Source organism: Paenarthrobacter sp. NPDC056912 (assembly GCF_042786555.1).
Lineage (GTDB): Bacteria > Actinomycetota > Actinomycetes > Actinomycetales > Micrococcaceae > Arthrobacter.
The window spans coordinates 167,731-191,500 of sequence record NZ_JBHUCD010000005.1; the positions used below are offsets into that span (position 1 = coordinate 167,731).

Annotated in this window: 21 protein-coding genes; 13 read left to right on the forward strand and 8 right to left on the reverse strand. The window is 63.5% G+C overall.

What is annotated here, in order from left to right:
* The first annotated feature begins 4 nt into the window (after positions 1 to 4).
* The 8 genes from ACFRJ9_RS07600 (at position 5) to ACFRJ9_RS07635 (ending at position 7,624) form a co-directional block, all read left to right on the forward strand.
* Complete coding sequence (locus ACFRJ9_RS07600) at positions 5 to 688, forward strand: IclR family transcriptional regulator (RefSeq protein WP_377666067.1); 684 nt, start codon at positions 5 to 7, stop codon at positions 686 to 688.
* Positions 685 to 1,791 carry an ATP-binding cassette domain-containing protein gene (locus tag ACFRJ9_RS07605; RefSeq protein ID WP_377666069.1) on the forward strand — a complete coding sequence of 369 codons (1,107 nt, stop codon included), beginning with the start codon at positions 685 to 687 and terminating at the stop codon, positions 1,789 to 1,791. Before ACFRJ9_RS07600 ends, ACFRJ9_RS07605 begins: the two co-directional genes overlap by 4 nt.
* Positions 1,788 to 2,438, forward strand: a complete 651-nt coding sequence (locus tag ACFRJ9_RS07610) for an ABC transporter permease (protein ID WP_377666071.1) — start codon at positions 1,788 to 1,790, stop codon at positions 2,436 to 2,438. The genes ACFRJ9_RS07605 and ACFRJ9_RS07610 overlap by 4 nt, the downstream gene beginning before the upstream one ends.
* Positions 2,411 to 3,151 (forward strand): ABC transporter permease, encoded by a 741-nt coding sequence (locus ACFRJ9_RS07615; protein WP_377666073.1) that lies wholly within the window; start codon positions 2,411 to 2,413, stop codon positions 3,149 to 3,151. Before ACFRJ9_RS07610 ends, ACFRJ9_RS07615 begins: the two co-directional genes overlap by 28 nt.
* 79 nt (positions 3,152 to 3,230) lie before the next feature.
* On the forward strand, positions 3,231 to 4,142 hold the full coding sequence (locus tag ACFRJ9_RS07620) for a glycine betaine ABC transporter substrate-binding protein (protein WP_377666075.1): 912 nt from the start codon (positions 3,231 to 3,233) through the stop codon (positions 4,140 to 4,142).
* Positions 4,143 to 4,185: 43 nt separating this feature from the next.
* Positions 4,186 to 5,928, forward strand: a complete 1,743-nt coding sequence (locus ACFRJ9_RS07625) for a urocanate hydratase (protein ID WP_377666077.1) — start codon at positions 4,186 to 4,188, stop codon at positions 5,926 to 5,928.
* Complete coding sequence (locus ACFRJ9_RS07630) at positions 5,925 to 6,083, forward strand: hypothetical protein (protein WP_377666079.1); 159 nt, start codon at positions 5,925 to 5,927, stop codon at positions 6,081 to 6,083. Before ACFRJ9_RS07625 ends, ACFRJ9_RS07630 begins: the two co-directional genes overlap by 4 nt.
* Before the next feature lie 92 nt (positions 6,084 to 6,175).
* Complete coding sequence (locus ACFRJ9_RS07635) at positions 6,176 to 7,624, forward strand: aromatic amino acid lyase (protein WP_377666081.1); 1,449 nt, start codon at positions 6,176 to 6,178, stop codon at positions 7,622 to 7,624.
* Positions 7,625 to 7,705: 81 nt separating this feature from the next.
* On the opposite strand, the gene ACFRJ9_RS07640 is transcribed toward ACFRJ9_RS07635, so the two are convergent.
* Both ACFRJ9_RS07640 and rraA read right to left on the reverse strand, forming a co-directional pair.
* Positions 7,706 to 9,358, reverse strand: coding sequence for an MDR family MFS transporter (locus ACFRJ9_RS07640; RefSeq protein ID WP_377666083.1), 1,653 nt, complete (start codon positions 9,356 to 9,358; stop codon positions 7,706 to 7,708).
* 122 nt (positions 9,359 to 9,480) lie between these two features.
* Complete coding sequence (rraA, locus tag ACFRJ9_RS07645) at positions 9,481 to 9,954, reverse strand: ribonuclease E activity regulator RraA (RefSeq protein WP_377666085.1); 474 nt, start codon at positions 9,952 to 9,954, stop codon at positions 9,481 to 9,483.
* Between the two features lie 157 nt (positions 9,955 to 10,111).
* Between rraA and ACFRJ9_RS07650 the strand changes: the two genes are divergently transcribed.
* Entirely contained in the window at positions 10,112 to 11,416 is a 1,305-nt protein-coding gene (locus tag ACFRJ9_RS07650; protein WP_377666087.1) for an MFS transporter, read from the forward strand.
* A gap of 126 nt (positions 11,417 to 11,542) precedes the next feature.
* Here ACFRJ9_RS07650 and ACFRJ9_RS07655 read toward each other — a convergent pair whose 3' ends face one another.
* Complete coding sequence (locus ACFRJ9_RS07655) at positions 11,543 to 12,688, reverse strand: FG-GAP-like repeat-containing protein (RefSeq protein WP_377666088.1); 1,146 nt, start codon at positions 12,686 to 12,688, stop codon at positions 11,543 to 11,545.
* Positions 12,689 to 12,739: 51 nt separating this feature from the next.
* Positions 12,740 to 13,867, reverse strand: a complete 1,128-nt coding sequence (locus ACFRJ9_RS07660) for an FG-GAP repeat domain-containing protein (RefSeq protein ID WP_377666090.1) — start codon at positions 13,865 to 13,867, stop codon at positions 12,740 to 12,742.
* Positions 13,868 to 14,077: 210 nt separating this feature from the next.
* Between ACFRJ9_RS07660 and ACFRJ9_RS07665 the strand changes: the two genes are divergently transcribed.
* Together ACFRJ9_RS07665 and ACFRJ9_RS07670 are read left to right on the forward strand one after the other, a co-directional pair.
* Positions 14,078 to 14,686 (forward strand): TetR/AcrR family transcriptional regulator, encoded by a 609-nt coding sequence (locus ACFRJ9_RS07665; RefSeq protein WP_377666092.1) that lies wholly within the window; start codon positions 14,078 to 14,080, stop codon positions 14,684 to 14,686.
* Between the two features lie 281 nt (positions 14,687 to 14,967).
* Positions 14,968 to 16,158, forward strand: coding sequence for an NADP-dependent malic enzyme (locus ACFRJ9_RS07670; protein ID WP_377666094.1), 1,191 nt, complete (start codon positions 14,968 to 14,970; stop codon positions 16,156 to 16,158).
* Positions 16,159 to 16,252: 94 nt separating this feature from the next.
* Here the strand turns inward: ACFRJ9_RS07670 and ACFRJ9_RS07675 are convergent, their stop codons facing one another.
* Entirely contained in the window at positions 16,253 to 17,815 is a 1,563-nt protein-coding gene (locus ACFRJ9_RS07675; RefSeq protein ID WP_377666096.1) for an alkaline phosphatase family protein, read from the reverse strand.
* A 275-nt stretch (positions 17,816 to 18,090) separates the two neighbouring features.
* Here ACFRJ9_RS07675 and ACFRJ9_RS07680 point away from each other — a divergent pair, with 275 nt between their 5' ends.
* Positions 18,091 to 18,594 (forward strand): DUF456 domain-containing protein, encoded by a 504-nt coding sequence (locus tag ACFRJ9_RS07680; RefSeq protein WP_377666098.1) that lies wholly within the window; start codon positions 18,091 to 18,093, stop codon positions 18,592 to 18,594.
* Between the two features lie 76 nt (positions 18,595 to 18,670).
* On the opposite strand, the gene ACFRJ9_RS07685 is transcribed toward ACFRJ9_RS07680, so the two are convergent.
* Positions 18,671 to 19,630: a polysaccharide deacetylase gene (locus ACFRJ9_RS07685; RefSeq protein ID WP_377666100.1), complete on the reverse strand. Its 960-nt coding sequence runs from the start codon at positions 19,628 to 19,630 to the stop codon at positions 18,671 to 18,673.
* The gene (locus ACFRJ9_RS07690; RefSeq protein WP_377666102.1) at positions 19,627 to 21,177 is read right to left on the reverse strand and encodes a purine-cytosine permease family protein; all 1,551 of its coding nucleotides are present in this window, start codon (positions 21,175 to 21,177) and stop codon (positions 19,627 to 19,629) included. Before ACFRJ9_RS07690 ends, ACFRJ9_RS07685 begins: the two co-directional genes overlap by 4 nt.
* A 107-nt stretch (positions 21,178 to 21,284) precedes the next feature.
* On the opposite strand from ACFRJ9_RS07690, the gene ACFRJ9_RS07695 reads away from it, so the two are divergent.
* Positions 21,285 to 22,778: a PucR family transcriptional regulator gene (locus tag ACFRJ9_RS07695; protein WP_377666104.1), complete on the forward strand. Its 1,494-nt coding sequence runs from the start codon at positions 21,285 to 21,287 to the stop codon at positions 22,776 to 22,778.
* A gap of 93 nt (positions 22,779 to 22,871) precedes the next feature.
* Here the strand turns inward: ACFRJ9_RS07695 and purU are convergent, their stop codons facing one another.
* Complete coding sequence (gene purU, locus ACFRJ9_RS07700; protein WP_377666106.1) at positions 22,872 to 23,768, reverse strand: formyltetrahydrofolate deformylase; 897 nt, start codon at positions 23,766 to 23,768, stop codon at positions 22,872 to 22,874.
* Positions 23,769 to 23,770 lie beyond the last annotated feature (2 nt).

Genomic DNA, 23,770 nt, shown 5'->3' on the forward strand with positions numbered 1-23,770 from the left:
TGTGATGGCTGATTCCTCCACACGAACAGTAGAGAGGGCGCTCGCGCTCTTGGGAGCCGTTTGCTCGGAAGGGGCAATTGCGTTGAGCGACGCGGCCAGGTTCGCCGACCTCTCGCCGAGCACCGCCCTTCGCCTCCTCCGCACCCTAGAGGGCAGCGGCTTTGTCTCAAGGGACGACGGCGGCAACTTCCGTCCGGGGGCCAGCATCATCCAGCTGGGTGCACTCGCACTCGGCAAGGAATCACTCGTCTCGTTGTGCACACCGGCCATGAAGAGGCTCGTCGCAACAACGCGCGAATCCTGCTATCTGAGCATTCCCGGGGTTGGGGACACGGGAATCTACATCGCGATCGTTGAGGGCACTCATTCGATCAGGCACTCCAGCTGGGTCGGGCGGAGCATCCCGCTCGAAGGCACAGCATCCGGCCAGGTCCTCAAGGGAGAACATCCTGAGCGTGGCTTTGCCGTAGTGCGCAGCGGTGTGGAGGACGACGTCACGGCCATTGCCGCGCCGGTAGTGATGGGGGGACGCACTGTGGCTTCGCTGAGCATCGTGGTTCCCAGCTACCGCGTCGATGAGCTTAAGGCCCTCAAGTTCGGCCAGCAACTGGTGGAGGAAGCTGACAACATCCTCACCCTGACCACCGACAACCATGAGCTACCCCAGGAAAGCATGGAAGCAAAATGATCAAGTTTGAAAATATCACCAAGGCCTACCCGGACGGTACTGTCGCCGTCGATGGCCTCAACCTGGAGGCGCCGACCGGCAAGCTGACCATCCTTGTGGGCCCCTCCGGCTGCGGTAAGACTACCTCGCTCAGGATGATCAACCGCCTCATCGAGCCCACCAGCGGCACCATCTACTTGGACGATCAGCCCACCTCCGGCATGGACGCAGCGTTGCTCCGCCGCAGGATCGGCTACGTCATCCAGCACGCAGGCCTCTTTCCGCACAAGACCATCGTGGACAACGTAGCCACCATGCCGGTCCTCCTCGGCGAGAGCCGCCAGAAGGCCCGGACCACGGCACTCGAACTGATGGAGCGCGTTGGCCTGCCCGCCAGCTTCGCCAAGCGCTACCCGTGGCAGCTTTCCGGTGGCCAGCAGCAGCGCGTCGGCGTTGCCCGGGCGCTGGCATCGGACCCCGCGTTCATGCTCATGGATGAGCCCTTCAGCGCCGTGGACCCCGTGGTCCGTGCCCAGCTGCAGGAAGAGTTTCTGCGCCTGCAGCGCGAAATCGGCAAGACCATCATCATGGTCACACACGACATCGATGAAGCCCTGAAACTCGGCGATCAGGTGGCCGTGATGCGCGTCGGCGGCAAGCTTGCCCAGATGGCTTCTCCCTCCGAGCTGCTCACGGCGCCGGCTGACGAGTTTGTGGCCGACTTTGTTGGCCGCGACCGTGGCTACCGTTCCCTCGGGTTTACCAAGACTGCCGGGGCAGTGGCCATTGGCGAAGAGAGCGTCATCCAGCTGGGAGCCTCGGCCGATGAAGCCCGAGCCAAGGCGTCGGGTGCGTGGGTGCTGGTGGTCGACGGCGGCCGGAAGCCTCTCGGTTGGGCCCAGCCGGAGCTTCTCAACGGTGAGGTGAAGCGCGAGAACCTGAACCTCAGCGGCATCCCCGCCGCTGCATCCGGAACCATGCGCCAACTCCTTGACGCCGCACTTTCCTCTCCCAGCCGCCGCGGTGTGGTGGTCAACGAGCACGGGGAGCTGATCGGTACAGTGACCGCCACGGACGTCGTCAAAGCGATCGAAGCCGAGCCTCACTTGGAGACGGCGCGATGAACTTCGAGTGGCTGGGCCGCCAGTTCGACAACATCGTCTTCCTGTTCGGCTGGCACGTCCTGTTGGCCGTCACCCCACTGATCCTGGGTTTGCTCATCGCGCTGCCCCTTGGTTGGTGGGCGCACCGGAGCCGCCGGATCTACCCGCTGCTGGTTGGAGTTGCCGGCCTCCTCTATACAGTGCCGTCGCTTGCACTGTTCGTGTTGCTGCCGCTGGTCCTTGGCACCAAGATCCTGGACCCGATGAACATTGTGGCAGCGCTGACCATCTACACCGTGGCCCTGCTTGTACGGGTAGTGGCAGATGCCCTTGATTCCGTTCCGGAGGACACCGTCCAAGCGGCCAAGGCCATGGGCTACCGCGGCTACCAGAGCCTCCTGAAAGTTGAACTTCCCGTGGGCGTTCCCGTTATCTGCGCAGGTTTGCGCGTTGCGGCCGTGTCCAACGTCAGCCTCGTCTCCGTAGCCGCGCTGCTGGGTATCCCGCAGCTTGGCTCCCTGTTCACCCAGGGCTTCCAGCTCCGTTTCTTCACGCCGATTATCGCGGGCATCGTGCTCTGCGTGGTCCTGGCCATGATCCTGGACGGGCTGATCATCCTTATCAACCGGTGGATGACACCGTGGACCCCCAAGGTGGTGGCATCGTGAACTACTTGTTCGACCCCGCGCATTGGACCGGCGCCGACGGCATCCCGACGTTGATCGCCGAACATCTCCTCTACTCCCTGATCGCCTTGGCCGTTGCGGCTGTCATCGCCGTCCCCCTTGGCATTTACATCGGCGTCACCGGCAAGGGCGTGTTCATGATCGCAGGCCTTGCCAACGCACTCCGGGCACTTCCCAGTGTCGGCCTGCTGATCCTGTTGGTCCTGCTCATTTCGCCGGCCTTCCCTTCCCGGATGGGTTACGTCCTCCCGAGCCTGATCGTGTTGGTCCTGTTGGCCGTGCCGCCCATCCTGACCAACACGTATGCCGGCGTTCGAGCGGTGGATGCTGCCGCCGTCGACGCCGCTAAAGGCATGGGCTTCCGCACCATGAAGATCCTCACGGACGTCCAGCTTCCTTGCTCGCTTCCGCTGGTTTTGTCCGGTGTCCGCAGCGCGCTGCTGCAAATCATCTCGACGGCGACCATCGCTGCGTACATTTCGCTCGGCGGGCTTGGCCGTCTCCTGATCGACGGCAAAGCCCAGAACGACTACAGCCAAATGGTCGCAGGTGCCGTCCTCGTTGCTCTGCTGGCCCTGTTCTTCGACCAGCTTCTCGCCTTCATCACCCGCCGGGTTGTCTCACCAGGACTGACGCGGCGAACCATCAAGTCGGCTCCTGCGGCCGAACCCGTGAAGACCCCCGCCACGGTCTAGCCACTACCCTTTTGCACACCTCCACCCACCCCCACCTGGCCGCTGCATGTCCTGTAAGCGCCCTTCCAGGAGAGTTGACATGAAGAAGTACCTGACTGGTTTCACCCTTGCGGCCGTTGCCGCCATCACCCTGAGCGCCTGCGGCGGCGGGGACCCCCTGAGCTCGTCCAACACAGCAGCCGGAGCCCCGGGCGACAGCATCATCGTCGGTTCGGCCGATTTCCCGGAAAGCCAGTTGATCGCCAAGATCTACGCCGAGGCCCTCAAAGCCAAGGGCGTCGATGTCACGGAGAAGCCGAGCATCGGCAGCCGCGAGGTCACCATTCCCGCGCTCAAGGATGGCTCCATTGACCTCATGCCCGAATACGGCGGCGCGCTCCTTCAGTACCTCGATTCCGCCACCAAGGCTGTTTCTTCCGAGGACGTCGCCAAGGAACTGACTACCAAGATTCCGGCCGGCCTCGCAGTGTTGACGGCTTCCGAAGCGCAGGACAAGGATGTCCTGGCCGTCAAGAAGGAAATCGCCGATCAGTACAAGCTGAAGACCATCGAGGACCTCCAGCCCGTTGCCAAGGATCTCGTCCTGGGCGGCCCGCCGGAGTGGAAGACCCGCCTCAACGGCGTGGCCGGCCTGAAGTCCGTCTACAACCTTGAGTTCAAGGAATTCTCAGCGCTCGACGCCGGTGGGCCGCTCACGCTGAACGCCCTGCTTTCCGGTCAGGTACAGGTGGCCGACCTTTTCAGCACGGATCCCGCACTGGCCGAGAATAACCTGGTGGCACTTGAGGACAACAAGAATCTCTTCCTGTCCGAGAACATCGTTCCCGTCATCAATGCAAAGAAGTCCACGGACGCCGTCAAGGAAACCCTGGATAAAGTCTCTGCGGCGCTGACCACTGAGGACTTGATTGCGATGAACGGCCGTGTGGCCAAGTTCGAGGACATCGGCGAAATCGCCAAGGAATGGCTCAAGACCAAGAACCTGGGCTAGCCCGCTGTTCTTACCCGGACTACCGGATTCATAGGAGTAAAGAATGACTGCCGATTTCACTACTGGTGCCCGTCCGGTCAAGGCCGCGCGGGGTACTGAACTTACTGCCAAGTCGTGGCAGACCGAGGCGCCGTTGCGCATGTTGATGAACAACTTGGATCCCGAGGTCGCCGAGCGCCCGGATGACTTGGTGGTCTACGGCGGAACCGGCCGCGCAGCGCGTTCCTGGGCTGCGTTCGATGCGATCACCCGGACCCTGGAAACCATGGAGAAAGACGAAACCCTTCTGGTGCAGTCCGGTAAGCCGGTGGGTGTGTTCCGCACGAATGAGTGGGCCCCGCGCGTGCTGCTGGCCAACTCGAATCTGGTGGGGGATTGGGCGACGTGGCCCGAGTTCCGTCGGCTCGAGGCTGAGGGTTTGATGATGTACGGGCAGATGACGGCTGGGTCATGGATCTACATCGGCACTCAGGGCATCCTGCAGGGCACGTATGAGACCTTTGCTGCGGTGGGGAATAAGCTCGCTGCGGAGGGACGCCACCCGGCTGTGTCTCTGGAAACCAGTGCCGTGGAAGGCTCATCGGAGGGACCGCTGGCGGGGACTCTGACGTTGACCGGTGGGTGTGGTGGCATGGGCGGCGCGCAGCCGTTGGCCGTGACCTTGAATGATGGCGCGTGCCTGATTGTTGATGTGGACGAGTCCCGCCTGCGTCGGCGTGTGGGTAAGCGGTACCTGGACGAGGTGGAAACCGATCTGGACACCGCGATCGCGAAGGTCCAGGCCGCCAAGGATGAGCGCCGGGGCTGGTCCGTCGGGTACGTAGGTAACGCAGCCGAGGTGTTCCCTGAATTGCTGCGCCGCCACAAAGCCGGGGAGGTCACGTTTGATGTGGTCACCGACCAGACGTCCGCGCATGACCCGTTGTCCTACTTGCCGGAGGGCATCACGGTGGCCGAGTGGCACACCGAGGCCGAAGCTGATCCGGAAGGGTTCACCAAGAAGGCGCAGGCGTCCATGGCCCGCCATGTGCAGGCGATGGTGGAGTTCCAGGACGCCGGGGCCGAGGTCTTTGACTACGGTAACTCGATCCGGGATGAGGCCCGGAAGGGCGGGTATGACCGGGCGTTCGAGTTCCCCGGTTTCGTCCCTGCGTATATTCGTCCGTTGTTCTGCGAGGGCCTGGGCCCGTTCCGCTGGGTCGCGCTCTCCGGTGATCCGGAGGACATCCGTGTCACCGATGAAGCGATCAAGGAGTTGTTCCCGGAGAACAAGCACCTGCACAAGTGGATCGACGCCGCCGCGGACCGGGTGGAGTTCGAGGGCCTGCCGGCACGTATTTGCTGGCTCGGGTACGGCGAACGCGCCAAGGCCGGGCTGCTGTTCAACCAGCTCGTCGCCGAGGGCAAGGTCAAGGCTCCGATCGTGATCGGCCGTGACCACCTGGATTCGGGTTCCGTGGCGTCCCCGTACCGGGAGACCGAGTCGATGAAGGACGGCTCGGACGCGGTTGCTGACTGGCCGCTGCTGAACGCGCTGACCGCTGCTTCTTCGGGTGCTACCTGGGTGTCGATCCACCACGGTGGTGGTGTTGGTATTGGCCGGTCCATCCACACTGGCCAGGTTTCCGTTGCTGACGGCACCGAACTGGCGGCCCGGAAACTGGAACGGCTCCTGACCAACGACCCCGGCATGGGCGTCATCCGCCACGTCGACGCCGGCTACGACCGCGCCCTCGAGGTCGCCAATGAACGCGGCGTCCGCATCCCCATGAACGAGGGCCAATGAGCGTGTCCACCAGCTCCACGACGGTGCAGGCCTCGACGCTCTCCGAGTCCTCGCACGCCCGGGCCGAATGGCCGGACGCCGTCCCGCGGGAAAGGCTTCCTGTCCGGACCCCGGAAGTGTGGAACCCAGTCCGTATTGCCCCGGAAACCGACTAGCTGGCAGGTGTGGTGGCCGTGATTGCGAACGGCTACTGCACCTGCCACCCTGCGGGGAACACCATGTCGACGACGGATGAAAGGATCGGTCCATGATCGAGATCGATGGCCGGAACCTGGCTTTGGCCGATATTGCAGCGGTTGCCGACGGCGCTTCCGTCCAGCTGACCCCGGAGGCGTTGAGCCGTATGGCCGCCTCGCAGGAGTCAGCCGTTGCGACAGCCTTACGGCGGCCTGTCTATGGCCGCTCAACGGGGGTCGGCGCGAATCGGACCGTTGCTTTGGCCGAAGGGGACGGGGGCGATACTCACGGGCTCAAGCTGCTCCGGAGCCATGCGGTGGATGCGGGCAGGCCGCTGGACCGCAGGACCGTCCGCGCGATGTTGGTGGTCAGGCTCTCCCAGTTGGCAGCCGGAGGATCGGGGATCAACCCCGCCATAGCGGTGGCGCTCTCCGGGCTGATCAACGAGGATGTTGTCCCTGAAATCCGGGAGTTCGGGGGCATCGGCACGGCAGATCTACAAGCCTTGGCGGGTACTGCGCTCACGATGCTCGGGGAACGCGAACCCCTGGGCGGGGGAGGGGCGCAACGCAGCGTGGAGGGCTGGGCTACTGCGGATGCCCTACCATTTATCAGTTCCAGCGCGCTGACCATTGCCCAGGCCGTTCTTGCTCATCAGGAATTGTCGGGGCTCCTGGACAACGCTGCGTCAGTTGCGGCGTTGTCCTTCGTGGCGATGTCCGGCAACGCGGAGGCGCTCAGCCAGGCCGTGGCAGCGGCGGCGGACACCCCTGCCGTGGCCGAAGCCGCGACCACTTTTCATGGCTTGGTCCAAGGCAGTGGTGAGCCCGCTCGAATTCAGGACCCCTATTGCTTGCGGACCCTGCCACAGGTCTTCGGATCTCAAGCTGAGGAACTCGCGGCCTTGGGTACTCTATTGAGCCGTCTGGTGACAGCGGGCAATGAGAATCCCCTGGTCCATGGCACGACGTCCGATGGTTCAAACGACGTAGCCCATCATGGGCTTTTTCAGATGACCAACCTTGCACGTCGTACGGACTCCCTGCAGCTGGCCATTGGTGCCGCCTGCGCAACGCATCTGCGAAGGATTGATCTTCTGTGCGACCCCAACTACACCGGTTTGCATCCGTTCCTGGCTGAAGACGGGACGGGACAATCCGGTGTGATGATGATGGAGTACGTGGCTGCTGCCGCCGTGGGGCGGATCCGTGCGAATGCCCAGCCCACCAGCCTGCAGACTGTGGTGTTGTCGTTGGGAGCTGAGGAGGACGCAAGCTTCGCGAGCACGGCAACGGCTCAACTGCAGTCCACCGCGCATGCGCTGGCGACCATTACGGCCGTCGAACTCGTTTGTGCCTCGCGGGCCCTGCGGCTCCAAGGTCGGCAACCGGAGGAATTCTCCAGCCCGCGGCTTCGCGCCATGATGCGGGCGGGTTTCACGCTCCCGGTGGAGGTTGGCGACCGTGACCTGCGCGGGGATCTTGACCACGCCCACGGGCTGGTCCGTTCCTCCCACTAGTGGGGTCCCAGCACTCTTTTTTGAACCGAAAAGGCAGGCAGTCCGAAGACTGCCTGCCTTTCGTCATTCAAAGGACGGCGCCTAGTGGGCCGGGACGGACTCCTTGACCGCGGCCTTGGGGTCGGTGAGCTTTTTGTTGGGCAACGCGAAACTGATGAGGAATGCGATGATCATCAGGCCGGCCGCAGTGAGCATGACCACGTCTATTGCCTGGGCGAATCCTTCAGTGATGGGCCTGGTGAGCGTGCTGTTGGCCGAATGGAGCCAACTGGTGTCATTCAGGGAATCGTTATTGGCGCCGTTCTTGAAGAAGTCGAAGAGTTTGGCGTTCGCGGGATCGGCTGCCACAGCAGGATCCTTCATGACTGCTTGGTAGTCCGGGCTGGAAGCGGCGGACTTCATGCCGTCGGCAATCCTGTCCGCAGCCGTGCTGAACAGCATGGAGATGAACACTGCGGTACCTACGGCCCCGCCCATGGACCGGAAGAACGCGGCAGTGGAAGTTCCAACACCCATGTCCTTGGGCGGAACGGAGACCTGCATGGCGAGCGTAAGGGGCTGCATGCAGAAGCCCAGGCCTACACCGAAGAACACGGCAATCAGGCCGGGAACCCATAGGCCCGTGTCGACTCCGAGAACAAGGCCCATGACCGTGGCGGCAGCCGCCAGGACTGCGGTACCCATGATCGGGAAGATCCGGTAGACGCCGGACGAGGAGATAGTGCGCCCTGCCGAGATGGAGCCGAACAGGATGCCCACAGTGAACGTGATCATCATCAGGCCGGCCTCGGTGGGGGTGAGACCCTTCACCAGTTGCAGGTACATGGGCAGCATGGCGATTGCGCCGAACATGCCAATGCCGATGATGAAGTTCAACAGCGAAGACAACCCGAACGTCGTGTTCTTGAAGAGGCGCAGGGGGATCAATGCGTAGTCTCCGGCGCGCTTCTCAGCCAGCAGGAACGCCACGATGCCGATCACGCCCAGGCCATAGCAGAGCCAGGCGGAGCCGGATGCCCAGCCCCAGGTACGGCCCTGTTCGGCGACCAGGAGCAAGGGAACAATCGCCAGGGTAATGGCCGCCGCACCCCAGTAGTCGATCTTCTGCTTCACATGCCGTGCGGGCAGGTGGAGGTACAGGAAGACCACAACCAGCGCAGCGAGTCCGATGGGCAGGTTGATGAAGAAGACCCACCGCCAGCCGTCGAAGCCCAGGATGTTTGAAGCGCCGGCGAAGGCTCCGCCGATCACGGGACCCAGGACGGAGGAGATACCGAATACTGACATGAAGTAGCCCTGGTACTTGGCCCTGTCCTTCAGCGCCACGATGTCCCCGATGATGGTCAGGGCAAGTGCCAGCAGGCCGCCGGCGCCGAGGCCCTGGATGCCGCGGGCGATTGCCAGCTCAGTCATGGAGTGGACCGACCCTGCGTAGAGGGAGCCGGCGAGGAAGATCACGATGGCCGCGAGGTACAACGGGCGTCGCCCGAAGATGTCGCTGAGCTTGCCGTAGAGCGGAGTGCTCACGGTGGACGTGATGAGGTACGCCGTGGTGGCCCATGCCTGCAGGGACAGGCCATCGAGGTCGTTGGCGATGGTGTAAATGGACGTGGACACAATGGTCTGGTCCAGTGAGGACAGGAACATGCCAAGCATGAGTCCCACCATGACGGTGAGCGTCTGACGATGCGTCAGGACCTCACCGGCAGCCCTTACGGGCGTGGATTTGGACATATCTTCTCCAGAGGTGGCAGAAAAGCGGGAAATAAGCAGGATAGTTGCTTTCAGTAACTATCCTAATGCCTGATTGATTCCCGGGAGGAGAATATTTCTTGAACGGCGGGTGTAAGTCGCCGTCAGCGCTCCACCAGGATGCCGTCCGGATCGCAGAAAATCATGACGCCGGGCTGGATGCGGACGCGATCGATCACAAGTTGAACGTCCACCTCGCCTACGCCGGTTTTGGCGCTCTTCTTGGGGTTGCTGCCGAGGGCTTTGACGCCCAGGGGCAGCCGGGCAAGGGCCTCACGGTCACGGACAGCTCCATTGATGACAACTCCGGACCAGCCATTGGCCACTGCACTTTCCGCGATCATGTCCCCCATGAGTGCGGTCCTCAACGACCCCTGGCCATCGATGACCAGGACGGCTCCTTCGCCGGGAGTGCTGAGGACGGTCTTCACCAAGGCGTTGTCTTCGAAGCACCGAATGGTCCGTACCGGTCCGCTGAAGTGTGTGTGACCGCCGAGGTTTTGAAACTGGACGGCGACGGACTCCAGTTCCTCGCCGCGCTCGTCATAGAGATCGGCGGTATTTACTTGCTCACTCACGGTCCTTCTCCTTTGTAGGTTTGATGCCACAGTAACCCTGCGCGGGGCCTGTGGTGCGGCACATTTCCGGCTATGTGGATAAGCGGGCGCGGATCGGTTCAGTGTCCTGCTGCCGCGCTAGGCTGAGTCCAAACATTGAATCTAGGGGGAACCTGCCATGAGCCTGTCCGACCTTCCGGGTCCGGTACCGGATCCGTCCGCTCTCCGCGGCGGTACCACTACGGCGCTGGCTGAGCCGGTGGAGCGGGTCCGGCCGTTGTGGACCACAGGGGTCGTGCTGGTCAACCTGGGTATCAATGCAGCGTTCTTTGGCCCCCTCCAAGTGCTTTTGGGCCAGCAGGCAGCCCACTTTGATGAGAGCCAGAAGGAAGCGATCCTAGCTTTGGTCACCGGCTGCGGTGCGGCTGTTTCAATGGTGGCCAACCCCTTGTTCGGCGCCTTCAGTGACCGCACCACTTCACGGTTTGGGAGGCGTGTTCCTTGGGTCGTGATGGGAGCCATCCTGGGTGCGGTGGCCTTGGTGGCCTTGGCTGGCGCTCCCAACGTTGCGGTGATGACTTTGCTGTGGTGCCTCGTGCAGGCCGGAGCGAACGCCATGTACTCGGCCATAACTGCCGCCATACCAGACCGTGTTCCGGTGCCACAGCGCGGAACCGTGGGTGGACTGGCGGCCATGGGCCAGACAGTGGGCATCCTGTTCGGTGCGGTGATCGCCGCCGTCGTTGCTGGAAACTTTGCCGTTGGCTACTGGCTGTGCGCTGCAGCGCTGCTCGCCGGCGTCGTGCTTTATCTCTTCAAGAACGACGACCAACCCCTGCCGCCAGGCGAGCGTCCCGCCTTCAAACTGGGGAAATTCCTCGCAGGCTTCTGGGTTTCGCCAAAACGCTACCCGGATTTCGCGTGGGCGTGGATGACCCGGCTGCTGGTCAGCACGGGCAATCACATGGTCACGCTTTACTTGCTGTTCTTCCTCAGCGACGCAGTGCATTTGAAGGAAACCGAGGGCATTGATCCCGAGTTTGGTGTCCTCATCCTCACCGGGCTGTATGCCGTCACCGTGATCATCACCAGTGTGCTCGGTGGGCGATTGAGTGACCGTATGGGCAAACGAAAGCCGTTGGTGATCGCGTCGTCCATCATCATCGCCGTGGCCTCGTTGATTCTGGCCTTTGCGCCGACATGGATCGGTGGACTTGCCGGTGCGTTGGTGCTGGGCATCGGGTTCGGAGCCTACCTGGCGGTGGACTTCGCGCTCATCACGCAGGTCCTGCCCGCCGCCATGGACCGCGGGAAGGACTTGGGCGTCATTAACATCGCCAACTCGCTGCCCCAAGTCTTGGCCCCACTGATCGCCCTCCCGTTCGTCAGGGACTGGGGCGGCTACGTATCGCTGTACATAGCCGCCGCAGTCATCGGCCTTTTGGGGGCCGTCTTCGTGGTGAAGATCAAGAGCGTGGACTAGAACACAGCATTCATGACGCTCCAGCCACTGCCGACTACAGGTTGGCCTTTCCATTTGAAGCCGTAGATGCCCCAGGTTCCGAAGCCTGAAGAATCAGCGAGGTACATGCGGGGCCGCCGGCAAACCCTAGAACAGGGCGGTGAACCCGTTCCAGCCCCAGCCGACAACCCCGGCTCCGGCCCATCCGCCGCTGCCATTGCCGTAGTAGGCGCGCAATTGGCCTGAGCCGTCCACTGCGAAGATATCCAGCTTGCCGTCGGCGTTGATGTCGCCGGCGCTGCCGATGGTACTCATGCCGCTCCAGCCTTGGCCGACGACGGACATGCCGTTCCAGCCTCCCAAGCCGTCTCCGCGGTAGAGCTTCAAGTTCCCTGCAGAGTCGCGGGCCAGGACGTCCACGTTCGTGTCGCCGTCGAAGTCGCCTGGGGTGACGATGGCGTTCAGTGCGTTCCATCCCTGGCCAACCACGGATCGCGGCAGCCACCCTCCGTGGCCGTCACCGGGGTAGAGGTAGAGGAGGCCGCTCGAATCGCGGGCCAGGACGTCGTTGGTGCCGTCGCTGTTGAAGTCGCCCGGTGAGACCAGCGAGGTGAAAATGTTCCAGCCGGTGCCGACCTTCCGGGGGCCCGTCCATCCGCCGTCGCCGTTGCCGCTGTACAAGTAGAGTCCGCCTGCGGAATCCCTGCCCAGGACGTCGTTGACGCCGTCGCCGTCAAAATCGCCGGGGGAAAAGACGGTGGGGAAGATGTTCCAGCCGGCACCTACGGTCCGGGCGGACTCCCACGTGTTGTTCAATCGCGGGTACATCAGGAGTGCGCCGTCAGAGCGGCGGGCCAGCAGCTCGAAAGCGCTGCGGCCGGTGAAGCCGCTGGGCCGGTGGGACGCGGAGATCGGTGCCGTTTCCTCGCTGGCCACTTCAAGGTCTTCGCAGGGGTAGGCGGCCACGAGGTGCGCGGCGATGGTCTTGTCGCGGTCTTCCTCGGTGAGGACATAGTTGGGCCAGGTGGGGTGGTCCGTTGCCACTTCGCCGTCGCGGGTCCAGTAGATGCGCGTATCCGGGCCGGCTCCGGCGCCGCACCCCTTATAGGCGTAGGGATCCCAGGTGACAGTGAGCGTGGAACCGACATATGGCGCCCCGGAGATTACGGGCGGTTCGGGGTCCATGGTTGCCATGGCGGGCGCGGGGGTAAGAACCACGGCTGCGAAGATCGCGGCCGCTATCCCGGCTGCCGCTCGGCGCACGCCTGACCTAAGGCATGATGGAGCGTTCATTGTGTCCTCCCCAGACTTTATGCGGTTAATGGTACCGCGGCTGGGATCTTCCTAGAAGATTGCTGTGAACCATCCGAAGCCGGAGCCTACAACTTGCGATCCGCTCCAGCCCGTTCGGCCGTCGCTGGAGTACATGACCAACCGTCCTTGTTGGTCAACGCCGTACACGTCCTGGAAACCGTCACCGTTGAAGTCCCCTGCGGCGCCTAATGACTTGAGCGCGTTCCAGCCGACGCCAATCAGCCAAGACCGGGTCCAGCCGCCTGCGCCATTGCCGCCGTAGAAGTACAGGTAGCCATTACGGTCACGGGCGAGGATATCCACGTTGCCGTCTCCGTTGAAATCGCCGGGTGTTACCAGCGCATCCATGACGTTCCAGCCGGTCCCGACGGCGGTCCGCGCCAACCAGCCACCGGCACCATTGCCAGGGTAGAGATAGAGGGCGCCGCCGGGTTCCCTGGCCAGGAGATCGTTGTGGCCGTCGCCGTTGAAGTCCCCGGGGCTGACGATGGAGTCGAACACATTCCATCCGTTGCCGATGGATTTGGCCGGCTTCCAGCCGCCCGCGCCGTCTCCGCCGAAGAGGTAGAGTCCGCCGACGGAATCACGGACGATCACATCGCTCTTGCCGTCACCGTCGAAGTCGCCGGGGGAGAGCGCCAGGTTGAAGATATTGAAGCCCCAGCCCACGGTGCGGGCGGGATCCCACGCATTGCCCGTCCGCCCGTAGAGCAGCAATGAGCCATCATTGGCGCGTGTCAGCAGTTCGAAGTTCCGGCCGGTGAAGCCGGCCGCCCTGTTGACGTCTCCCACAGGTTTGGTTTCCGCGCTGTGCAGGGACTCTCCGCCGCAGGCCGATTTGCTGGCGGTGACGTGCGCGGCCATTCGGGCTCCGGCGTCGTCAGGCTCAAGGACATAGCTCCGCGCCGTCTCGCCGGCCACGAGGAAGCCATCCCGGGTCCAGTAGACCGTATAGTCCGGACCTTTTCCGTTGCCACAGCCGTAGAACGTGTACGGGCCGATCTCAGCGGTCAGCTTCTTGCCGACGAACGCGTCACCGCTAAGTAAGGGGTCGGGCCCGTTGCTGGGCGCGGCCGACGCCGGCAGGGGGCTAAGTGCCATGGCCGCCACAGCGGCGGTCAGCAGCGCTGCTGCCATCCGGCGTCGAAATATCCCCATGTGTGTCCCTCCACCGTGCCGTCCGCAAACCTCACTGAAGTGTATGTGCGGGCATCGGCAATTGCGGGAAACGGCATGCATCCCCCACGTAAAGAAGGCTCTCAGGAAACAGTCATTTTGCTCCCGTATCATTGATGCGATCGGCCAGCCGCGGGACGTATCGCCCCGAGCCGGCCGCTTCCTTGTCAGCCTGCCAAGAGATCGCCGGAAATGCCCGCATCAAACTCACTGGAACCGTACTCCCTTGACCTGACCACGGGGCTGCCCCGTATGGCTGCCGCACCCACCACCCCGCGGCAGCAGCTGCGCTATGCCCGCATTCTCAGGACGGCCGCCGGATTCGCCCAGCGGCAGTTCGATACCTTGAGCCTCTCCGACGTTGCTGCCCGGGCCGATGTCCCGCTGGGCACGTTGTACCGTTACTTCCCCTCCACGGCCCATCTCATGTTGGCCGTCTACCGGCAACAGCTCAGGGAACTCCGCGACGGGCTCCGCCTCCGCGAAGGAAAAGGCCATGCGCTCGCGGGTTTGATGATGGAGATCTTTCACCTGAGGGTCATGCAGCCCGGCGTTGAGCATTGCCTCATCCGACCTGCCGGCAAGGACGATGACTCCGCCCAGCTGCTGCGCGAGATTGATGCTTTGTCCGAAGAGGTGGTTGGTTCCTTGAGCAAGGATGCCGGCAAGGATGCCACCAGGGCGCGGATACTGCTGCACTTGGTCAGCGGTCTGGTCCAGGCGGTCCGCTGCCGTCGGTTGTCGCTGTTTGAGGCCGAGAAGGATCTGAAGAAAGCCTGCAGCCTGCTCACCGGTGAATAACGCAAAAGCTCCAGTGGTCTAGACCGGCGGGATCCAAGAATGCGCTTTTTCGCATGACCTGGATCACATTCAGGGCTGGATAAACGTTTTACTCTCGAATCGTCTCTCTTGGTATTGAATCTTGTACCCTCGGCGCTTCCCTAGGCTGGGAACACCGAAGCGGCTAGCAGCCCCCTACCTGCAGAAGCAACGCCGGGCCAGACACCCTTGGCCCGCACCAGCAATTCTGTTCCTGCCCGAATCATGCCGTGGGTCCACGGCTAGCCTGAGGAGACAAAGACGTGTCCATCGAGACAATTGCTACTGACAACGACACCCTGGTACTGAGCGAAGAAGAGATCTTCGCAGCCCACGAGGGCGGCAAGCTCACCATCTCCAGCACCGTCCCGCTGAACAACAAGCGCGACCTCTCCATTGCGTACACCCCCGGTGTTGCCGAGGTCAGCCGCGCGATCCACGCCAATCCAGAACTTGCCCGCACCCACACCTGGGCCGAGCGCCTGGTTGTTGTGGTCAGCGATGGCACTGCAGTTCTGGGCCTTGGCAACATCGGCCCCAGTGCTTCGCTGCCGGTCATGGAGGGTAAATCCGCCCTGTTCAAGTCCTTCGGCGATCTCGACTCCATCCCGCTGGTGCTCAACACCACCAACGTGGACGAGATCATCGAGACACTGGTCCGCCTCCGCCCGAGCTTCGGTGCCGTGAACCTTGAGGACATCTCCGCTCCCCGTTGCTTCGAACTCGAAGAGCGCCTCATCGAAGCCCTCGACTGCCCCGTCATGCACGATGACCAGCACGGCACCGCCGTCGTGGTTCTCGCGGCACTGACCAATGCTGCCAAGGTGACCAGGCGCGAACTCGCAGGCCTCAAGGTTGTCGTCTCCGGCGCCGGTGCCGCAGGCATCGCCATCGCCGAGATCCTCCTGGCCGTAGGCATCAAGGACGTCGTCCTGCTCGATTCCAAGGGTGTTGTGGATGCCAAGCGTGCCGACCTCGTCGCCGACTCCGGTTCCGTCAAGGCCCGCATTGCACAGCGCACCAACCCGCGCGGCGTCACAGGTGGCCCGGGCGAAGCACTCACGGGCGCCGACGTCTTTGTGGGCGTCTCCTCCTCCAAGCTGGACGAAGAGCACCTGAAGCTCATGAACGATCAGTCGATCGTGTTCGCCCTGTCCAACCCGGATCCCGAGGTTCTTCCCGAGGTCGCACGGAAGTACGCGGCAGTTGTTGCCACCGGGCGCAGCGACTTCCCGAACCAGATCAACAACGTGCTGGCCTTCCCGGGTATCTTCCGCGGTGCACTGGATGCAGGCGCCCGGCGCATTACGCCCGCCATGAAGATCGCTGCTGCCAACGCCATCGCCGAGCTGGCCGCAGAAGACCTCTCCGCCGACTACATCGTGCCGAGCCCGCTGGATGCCCGCGTGGCACCTGCAGTTACCGCGGCAGTTGCGGCTGCAGTAGCCGAGTAGCGGTACCAGCTCCAAGCCGACGACGGCGACGCCTCCCGTGCCGGGGAGCGTCGCCGTCGTTCCTGCTTAAGTCAGCCGGGTCAGCGGTCCAGCATCACTTGGTCGCCAGTTCTACCTGATCCACGGTCCAGAAGGCGCTGTTGGTGCCGGTGTAGCGGAAGCTCACTTTGGCCTTCTTGGCACCCTTGGGAACGTCCAGCGCGATGGATTCGAAGCCGTTGAAGTCAGCTGCGTAGGCCTTCACGAGTAGCGGTGCGCCCCCGTCGTAGCTGACGAACACCTCGCCGCTTTGGGGTCCGTCGATGCTGTAGTTGGAAGCGAAGGAGAGTGTGGCGGTTTTGCCGCCCTTCACCTTGAACTCGGGGCTGATGAGGGTCGAGTCGAACTGTCCGGCAGCGTGCGCCTTGTCATCCCATTCGTCCGAGTCGGCGACGGCGAAGACGTTGCGGTTGCGGACGGACGTTTCACGGCCCTGGTTGCGGTCCGCGTTGGTCCAGAACTCATCGGTTGCGAAGGACCATCCGCGCCACTCGGTCACGCCGCCGGACGGCATCGCCGAGTTGTCGATAGTCCAACCTGTGGGGGCGGTGGTGGACCATCCCGTGACGGCCCCACCGGGCGCGGTTTCATCCACACGGGTCTTCAGGCTGTCCCTGAGCGAATCGAAGGCATCAGCTTCAATGTCGCCAAATGCCTGCCCATCCAGGTTCCACGCTGCCTCGGCTTTGACTCCCTCATGCTTCAGTACCGAGGGCGCGATGTCCGTGATCTTGACGTCGTTGCGGACGCTGCCGGCCTTGATGCCCTTGCCCTGGGCGATGACGAAGGTCTGCCGTTCTGCCGGAGTACTGCCGCCGTGGCCGCCCGTATGAGTGTGGCCGTGGTCGGCCGTGACCACCACGAGCCAGTCTTCGGACTTGTAACTCGGACGGTTCTTTACAGCATTCAGGATCTCGCCCACTTGGCCGTCCACCGTGCGGAGGGCGGCAAGGTATTCCTCGCGTTCCGTGCCGTACGAGTGGCCGGCGCCATCCACTTCGTCCAGGTGGATGAACGTGCTGTCCGGGTTGCCCTTGGAAAGGTAGTCAACCGCCTTTGCAGTGGTGCCGGCATCGTTGCCGCCGGCGATCCGGAGGTCCACCTTCTGGCCGAACACCTTTTCCGGAATCGGGGACCATGTGCCGACCACCAGGGTGGATGCCTTGACCTGCGCGGTTTCGAGGCGGGTCAGGTAGTCCGGGTACTGGCTGTAGTTGGGGGCGGTGAAGTTGTTGTCCACCACGTTGTGCTTGTCCGGCCACACGCCGGTGGCGATGCTGGACCATCCTGCGCCCGAAACGGTGGGCGCCATCGGGTTGGCGAAGAGGTTGCTGGTAGCCGTCATGCCCGAGTCCATCAGGCCTTGAACGTTGGGCATGCCTGCGGCGGCGAACTTCGCGATCGCGCCGCCGTCGATGCCGATGACCAGGGTCTTCTTGCGCTTGGTGCCATCCGGGAGGCCCGCGTAGTCGGCGTTTGCGTGGCGGGCGGCTGTGCTTGCGTCCGGGGTCTCCGGTTCGGCGGGCGCCGCAAACGCGGCGGAAGGAAGTACGACGGCGGCCGCGAGCGTCAGAGCGGCCGGTGCCAAAGCGGTGCGAAAGGGACGGGCGTTGTCCAAGGGTGTCTCCAAAGTAGGTCCGAGTGGGGCGCTGGCAGCTGCCTGCCGAGCGGGGTACGCCCTCAACACTGCCCCAGCAGATCGGGCCGAACAAGGAAAAACGCTACTTGTATATACAAGTTATCTAGGCGTTAATCTACTGTTTCCCGTGGATTCTTGAACTTCCGGCGCTAAGCGACGCGAAGACCAGTTGGAGTTGTTCATACAGCTGCCACCGTGTCCCGCTCTGCCGCGCGCCGGGTATGGAAGGATGGGGTGCCGCCTAGACTTGGCCCATGAATGCCGAAATCGTTGTGACCATCCTGTGCGGCCTGGCCATAGCGGTGGGCGTCGCGGGAACCATCATTCCCGTCCTGCCGGGCAGCATCCTTATCGGCGCAAGCCTGCTTGCCTGGGCCATTTGGGGAGGGGCTGGCCAGCTCGGCTGGGTGATCTTCGCGGTTGGCATGGTGTTCGTGGTGGCTGGCATGGCGGCCAGCGCCGTGCTCACGGGCCGCAAGCTCAAGGAGCACGGAATTCCCAACAGGTCGGTGCTGATCGGTGTGGTCCTGGGCGTGGTGGGAATGTTCGTCATTCCCGTGGTGGGGCTGTTCCTCGGGTTCGCTGTGGGCCTTCTCCTGAGCGAAGTCTTGCGCACCCGCAATTTCCCTGCCGCCCTGAAATCCAGCGGCGCCGCGCTCAAGGCCACGGGCATCGGCATCCTGGTGGAGTTCGGGCTCGCATGTGCCGCGGCGAGCACCTGGATCATCGGAGTGTGGTTGTCCGCCGTCAACGGTTAAACACCCGCACCGAGATGGCAAAAGATGACAATGTTGGCGCGCAACATTGTCATCTTTTGCCATCTCGGCGGACGGGTTAGTGGAGCGCGGGCGTCCCGGCGGGCACTTTGACCTGTGCCGGGCGGAACGTGGCCCCCGCGCCGGGGAACAGCGGGATGTCGATCCGGGCGTGCGTGTGGATTTCCCGGACGGTGTCCTTGGTGTGCCGGGCGATCTCTGCCAGCGTGGTGACCCACATGCCGTCGAGGTCCTTGACCCTTTCGATCAACTGTTCCAAAGCAACAGCCCTGGAGGGCCGGCCCGAGATGAACGGGTGGTTGGTGAGGACGAAGCAACTTCCTTGGGAATGGTGCGCCTGGGCTTCGAGGGTCCACATCTCAAGCGCCTTGGCCGGGCTCTCGATAACCCCGCTGCCCGTGACACCGGGGTAGAAACCGTACTGCTCCCAGTCGTCCAGGGCCCAGTCAACGGGAATCTCCACGATGTCCCGGGAGTCGTCCTCGGCAACGGCCATGCGGTAGGGGGCATCGCCGTCGAGCAGGCTTGAATCGTAGAGGAATCCGCGGTCGGCGAGGAGGGCGGGCGAGTGCCAGTTCAGCTCCCACCATGGCGCCCGGTAGCCGACGGGGCGGACGCCGGCAACCTTGGCGAGTGCCTCAAGGCCGCGGTCCAGGTAACTCGCCTCGGTGGCGGCATCGATGCCCTGCATTGGCTCGTGCAGGTAGCCATGGTGGGCGATCTCATGCCCGCCATCTGCGATCCTGCGGACCACGTCCGGGTAGCTTTCAGCCGTGAATCCGGGAATGAAGAACGAAGCCTTGATGTCCTGGCGGTCCAGGATTTGGAGCAGCCGGGGAACGGCGATCTTGGGCCCGTACGACTGGTGGCTCATGAGGGACATGCGCCGCGTGCTGCCGGGATCGTGGGCGATGGTGCAGGACTCGGCGTCGACGTCGAACGTGAAGGAAGCTGCGGCCTGGAACCCCTCCGGCCAAGTGATGGGATGAAGGGAGTCCTCGAAGGCTGGCTGGTTCATGCTGTGGTCCTTTCAGGAACTGCGGGCTCGGCCGGTGCGGGCCGTGTGACCGAGACGTGGTTGGAGTCGGCCAGCACAAACTTCCGGTGAGCCCGCGGGCCCAGGAGGGCGTAGGCTGCTGCGCTGGTGAGTCCGCCGGCCAGCCAGGAGAGGTCCCAGCCACCAAGGGCGACGGCGATGGGGCCTTGCATGATGGGGATGAGGCCGTACATGAACAGCCAGGTGGCAAAGATGCCGAGCAGCAGAGATGCGATTCCGGCCCAGTTGATGACCGGCAGCCTGTGCGTCCCGACGGGGTCGAAGAGCCGGTCCACCTTGGCTGGCCAGCGCTTCTCCAGCCAGAAATAGTGCACCAGCATGACGCCGCCCCACGCAGCCACCCAGGCCACAAGTCCGATCAGCCAGGCGTCGAGCACTGCTGCGAAGTCCTCCTGGAAGATGAAGAATACGACGGCGATGAGCGAGAAGACGCCCACGAACAGGTTCAGTTTGCGGCGGCTGATGTTGATGTCCAGGGCCTGCGTGGCCACGGAAAACGTGTAGATGTTGAGGATGTTGGTAGCGATGGGGCCGTGCAACACCATGAGGAGAACCGGGAGCGCGAGGACTCCGAAGTTCTGGACGATCAGCTTGCCGGGGTCGATCTCGCCGCTGTTCGTGGCCAGACTCGCGCCGAGCACGCCGAGCCACACCACGGGGATGAACTGGCCCAGGACCGAGGCAAGGTACACCTTGCGCTTGGGAACGGAAGTGCTGACGAACCGAGAGTAGTCGGCGGCGTACGTGAACCACGTGATGCCCCAGCCGATGCCGATTGCGGTCATGACTGCACTCATTGCGGCAATCCGCTCGGATCCTTCAAGGATGTTTCCGGCTGGACCCGCATAGCCCCAATCGATCTTCATGCCGAACCACGCCACTGCGGACATCACGGCGAGGATGATGATGGTGGGCGGAACGGTCCACTTTTCAAAGGCCGCAATGGCTTTGTAGCCGAACCACGCGATGGCGACCTGGGCTGCCATGATGACCGTGGCGACGCCGATCTTCCAGGCGTAGTTGTGTGCCGTCGGGTCCACCCAGCCGAGCGTTCCGAAGAGTGCCATGACCAGGTCCAGGATGATCCACGTGTTGACGGCGCACCAGCCGATCACCAGGAGTGCCTGGATGGCTGCAGGGAGGTAGTTGCCGCGGCGGCCGAAAGCTGCGCGAGCCAGGACCATTCCGGTAGCGCCGGTCTTCTGTCCCAGGAGGACGAAGCAACCGAACAAGAGCATGCCGATCAGGTTTCCCAGGACCAGGACAATCACGGTGTCGGCGAATCCGAGGCCGAGATGGATACCGAGTGCCCCAAGCACCCAGTTGATAGGAGCCAGGTTGGCGCCGGCCCAGATCCAGAACTGGCCGGAAACCTTGCGTGTGCGGTCTGACTCGGGGATGGGTTGGAGCCAGGCTTCGCTGTCATGGCCCGGCGCCGTTGCCGGTCCTGACTGCGCCGGTCCTGACTGCGCTGAATCTGCTGGCGCTGTGGAGAGGTTGTCTTGCATGGGAGAGCCTCCGTGTATGAAAGGGACTCTCTCAGGTTATGTGCGCCAGATCACAGCAACAAGATACGATGTGTCTAGAGAAATGCCCATCTATTTTACGGAGTGTCATGTCAATCGTGCTGGGAGAGGCTCTGGAGTATGAAAGCCTGAAAACTGCCGAGCCGAGGCTGCTCAACGAGGTGGCCGGTGCCCTTTCCAGGCCCGTCCGTTGGGTCCACTCCAGCGAGGTCTTGGACATCGCGCCGCTTCTTCGGGGCGGGGAGCTGCTCCTCAGCGGCGGCCAGGCTCTCGCCGCAGAGACCACGGAGCGGCAGGAGGGCTACGTCCGCGAATTGGCGGCACGTGGCATTGCGGCGCTCGCCCTCGAGACCGGCCCGACGCTCCCTGAAGTTCCCCACGCCATGGTGGAAGCAGCCGAGGCTGCTGGTCTGCCGGTCATCGAGTTGCGCCGCGTGGTCCCCTTCGTCGGCGTCATGCAGGAGATCAATTCACTCCTGGTCAGCGAATCCGTGGAACAGCTCCAGCGCGGCGATCAAGCCAGCCATGCCATGGCCGCTGAACTTGCCCACGGCGGCGGGCTCGATCAGCTCCTTGCCGTGCTGGCCGAACGGACAGGTGCCAGCGCAAGGCTCGTATCGCCGTCGGGCCTTACTCTTGGCGCCGCCGCCGGGGCTGCCGTTACAGGCGCAGGGGGGACCGTCACCACCGTGGATGTCCCCGTCCGTGGCGTTCTGGCCGCCCGCCTCGAGTTGGAAGTGCCTGACGGCGGAGACGGTGGCCTCGCGCGGGTGGCCGGCGAACGGTCCGTGGACATCCTCGGCCTGGCATTGCTGCAGCGGATGCCTCCGGGGCTGAGGGAACTGGCGGGCATAGAACTCATGCGTGCAATCAACACAGGCAGCCAATCGTGGCAGCTCCAGCAACTCGGGCCGGCGTCCGGCTTTCCGGTGGATGGACCCGTTGCTGCCGTGGTGATCCGCTCCGCAGGCGCGGGGCACCTGCGGCAGGCCGTCGACCTCATGCTCAGGGAATGTGTTCCGCACAGTGCCAGCTACGCCAACAACGCAGAGTTGATCGCACTGGCGTCCCTGGGTGATGGTGCGGTTGCCCGGATCGCGCTGATGGAGGCACTGACATCCTTGGAGGTGCCGGCCGGATCCGCAGTAGCTGTGGGGCCGTTGGGCCACGGCATCGAGGAAGCGCCGTGGTCGCTGGCCGAGGCTCGCCGGACACTGGATCTCTCCGCGGGACGTGGCTTGCTGGAGGCCGCACCTTCTGGCGGCGTAGTGGACGCCGAAGCATTTGCCGTGGAACGCCTGGCCGAGGAGCATCTGGACGCTGCCACCCGCGAAGGTTTCGTGCAGCGGCAGCTGGGTGCCGTCGTCGAGCATGACCAACTGCGGCGTTCCGAGCTGCTGCGGACGCTGACGGTCTGGCTGGATACGGGCTGCAACACTGCCCAAGCGGCACGGGAACTGCATTTGGAACGGCAGTCCATGCACCATAGGCTCCAGCGGATATTCGAACTCTGCGGGGGAGACCCTCGAGGAACGGGCCGGCTCGCTGCCCTGCATCTGGCGACGCGGCTGGCGCGGCTGTAGCTCCCTAAACGCCAATTCGCGGGTCCACTGACCACTTCGCCGTTGCGGAACGGCGAACGTGCAGCGGACCCGCGATCTCGGCGCAGCAAAGCCCTACTTCAACACGATCGTCCTGTTCCCATTCAGGATGATCCGCCCCTCGCAGTGCCAGCGAACGGCGTTGCTGAGGGCCTTGCATTCGGTGTCCCGACCGGCGGCTACGAGATCGTCCGGTCCGAACGTGTGGTCCACCTCCACTACCTGCTGGGCGATGATGGGTCCTTCATCCAACTCGCCGTTCACGTAGTGGGCGGTGGCGCCCACAGTTTTCACGCCACGCGCGTATGCCTGGTGATACGGCTTGGCGCCCTTGAAGCTCGGCAGGAACGAATGGTGGATGTTGATCGCGCGGCCATCGAGCTTCCGGGCAAGGTCGTCGCTGAGCACCTGCATGTAGCGCGCCAGCACGATGAGCTCCACGTCGAGCTCGTCAATGATCTCCAGCAAACGCCCCTCGGCCGCCGGCTTGGTGGCGGCCGTGACAGGCACATGGAAGAACGGAATCCCGTGCCACTCCACAATGCCCTGGTGGTCGGTGTGGTTGGACACGACGCCCACCACATCGATCGGCAGCTCACCGATCCGGGCACGGAACAGGAGGTCGTTCAGGCAGTGCCCGAACTTCGAGACCATGATCAACACCTTGCGCTTTGACCCCTGGCGTTCCAGCTGCCAGTTCATGGCGTACTTCTCGCCGACCGGGGCGAAAGCCTCCCGCAGCGCATCAAGCGTGGAGGCATCGCCGTCGGACGCGAAATGCACGCGCATGAAGAAGTGGCCCTCGGCGCGATCGCCGAACTGTTTGTTGTCGATGATGTCGCAGCCGTGTTCCAGCAGGAAGCCGGACACGGCGTGCACGATTCCGGGGCCTTCCGGGCAGTCCAGGGTCAGGACGTGTTCCACGGTGGTCTCGGAAGAAACAGCGGACGTTTCAGTTTGGATGGCAGTCATGG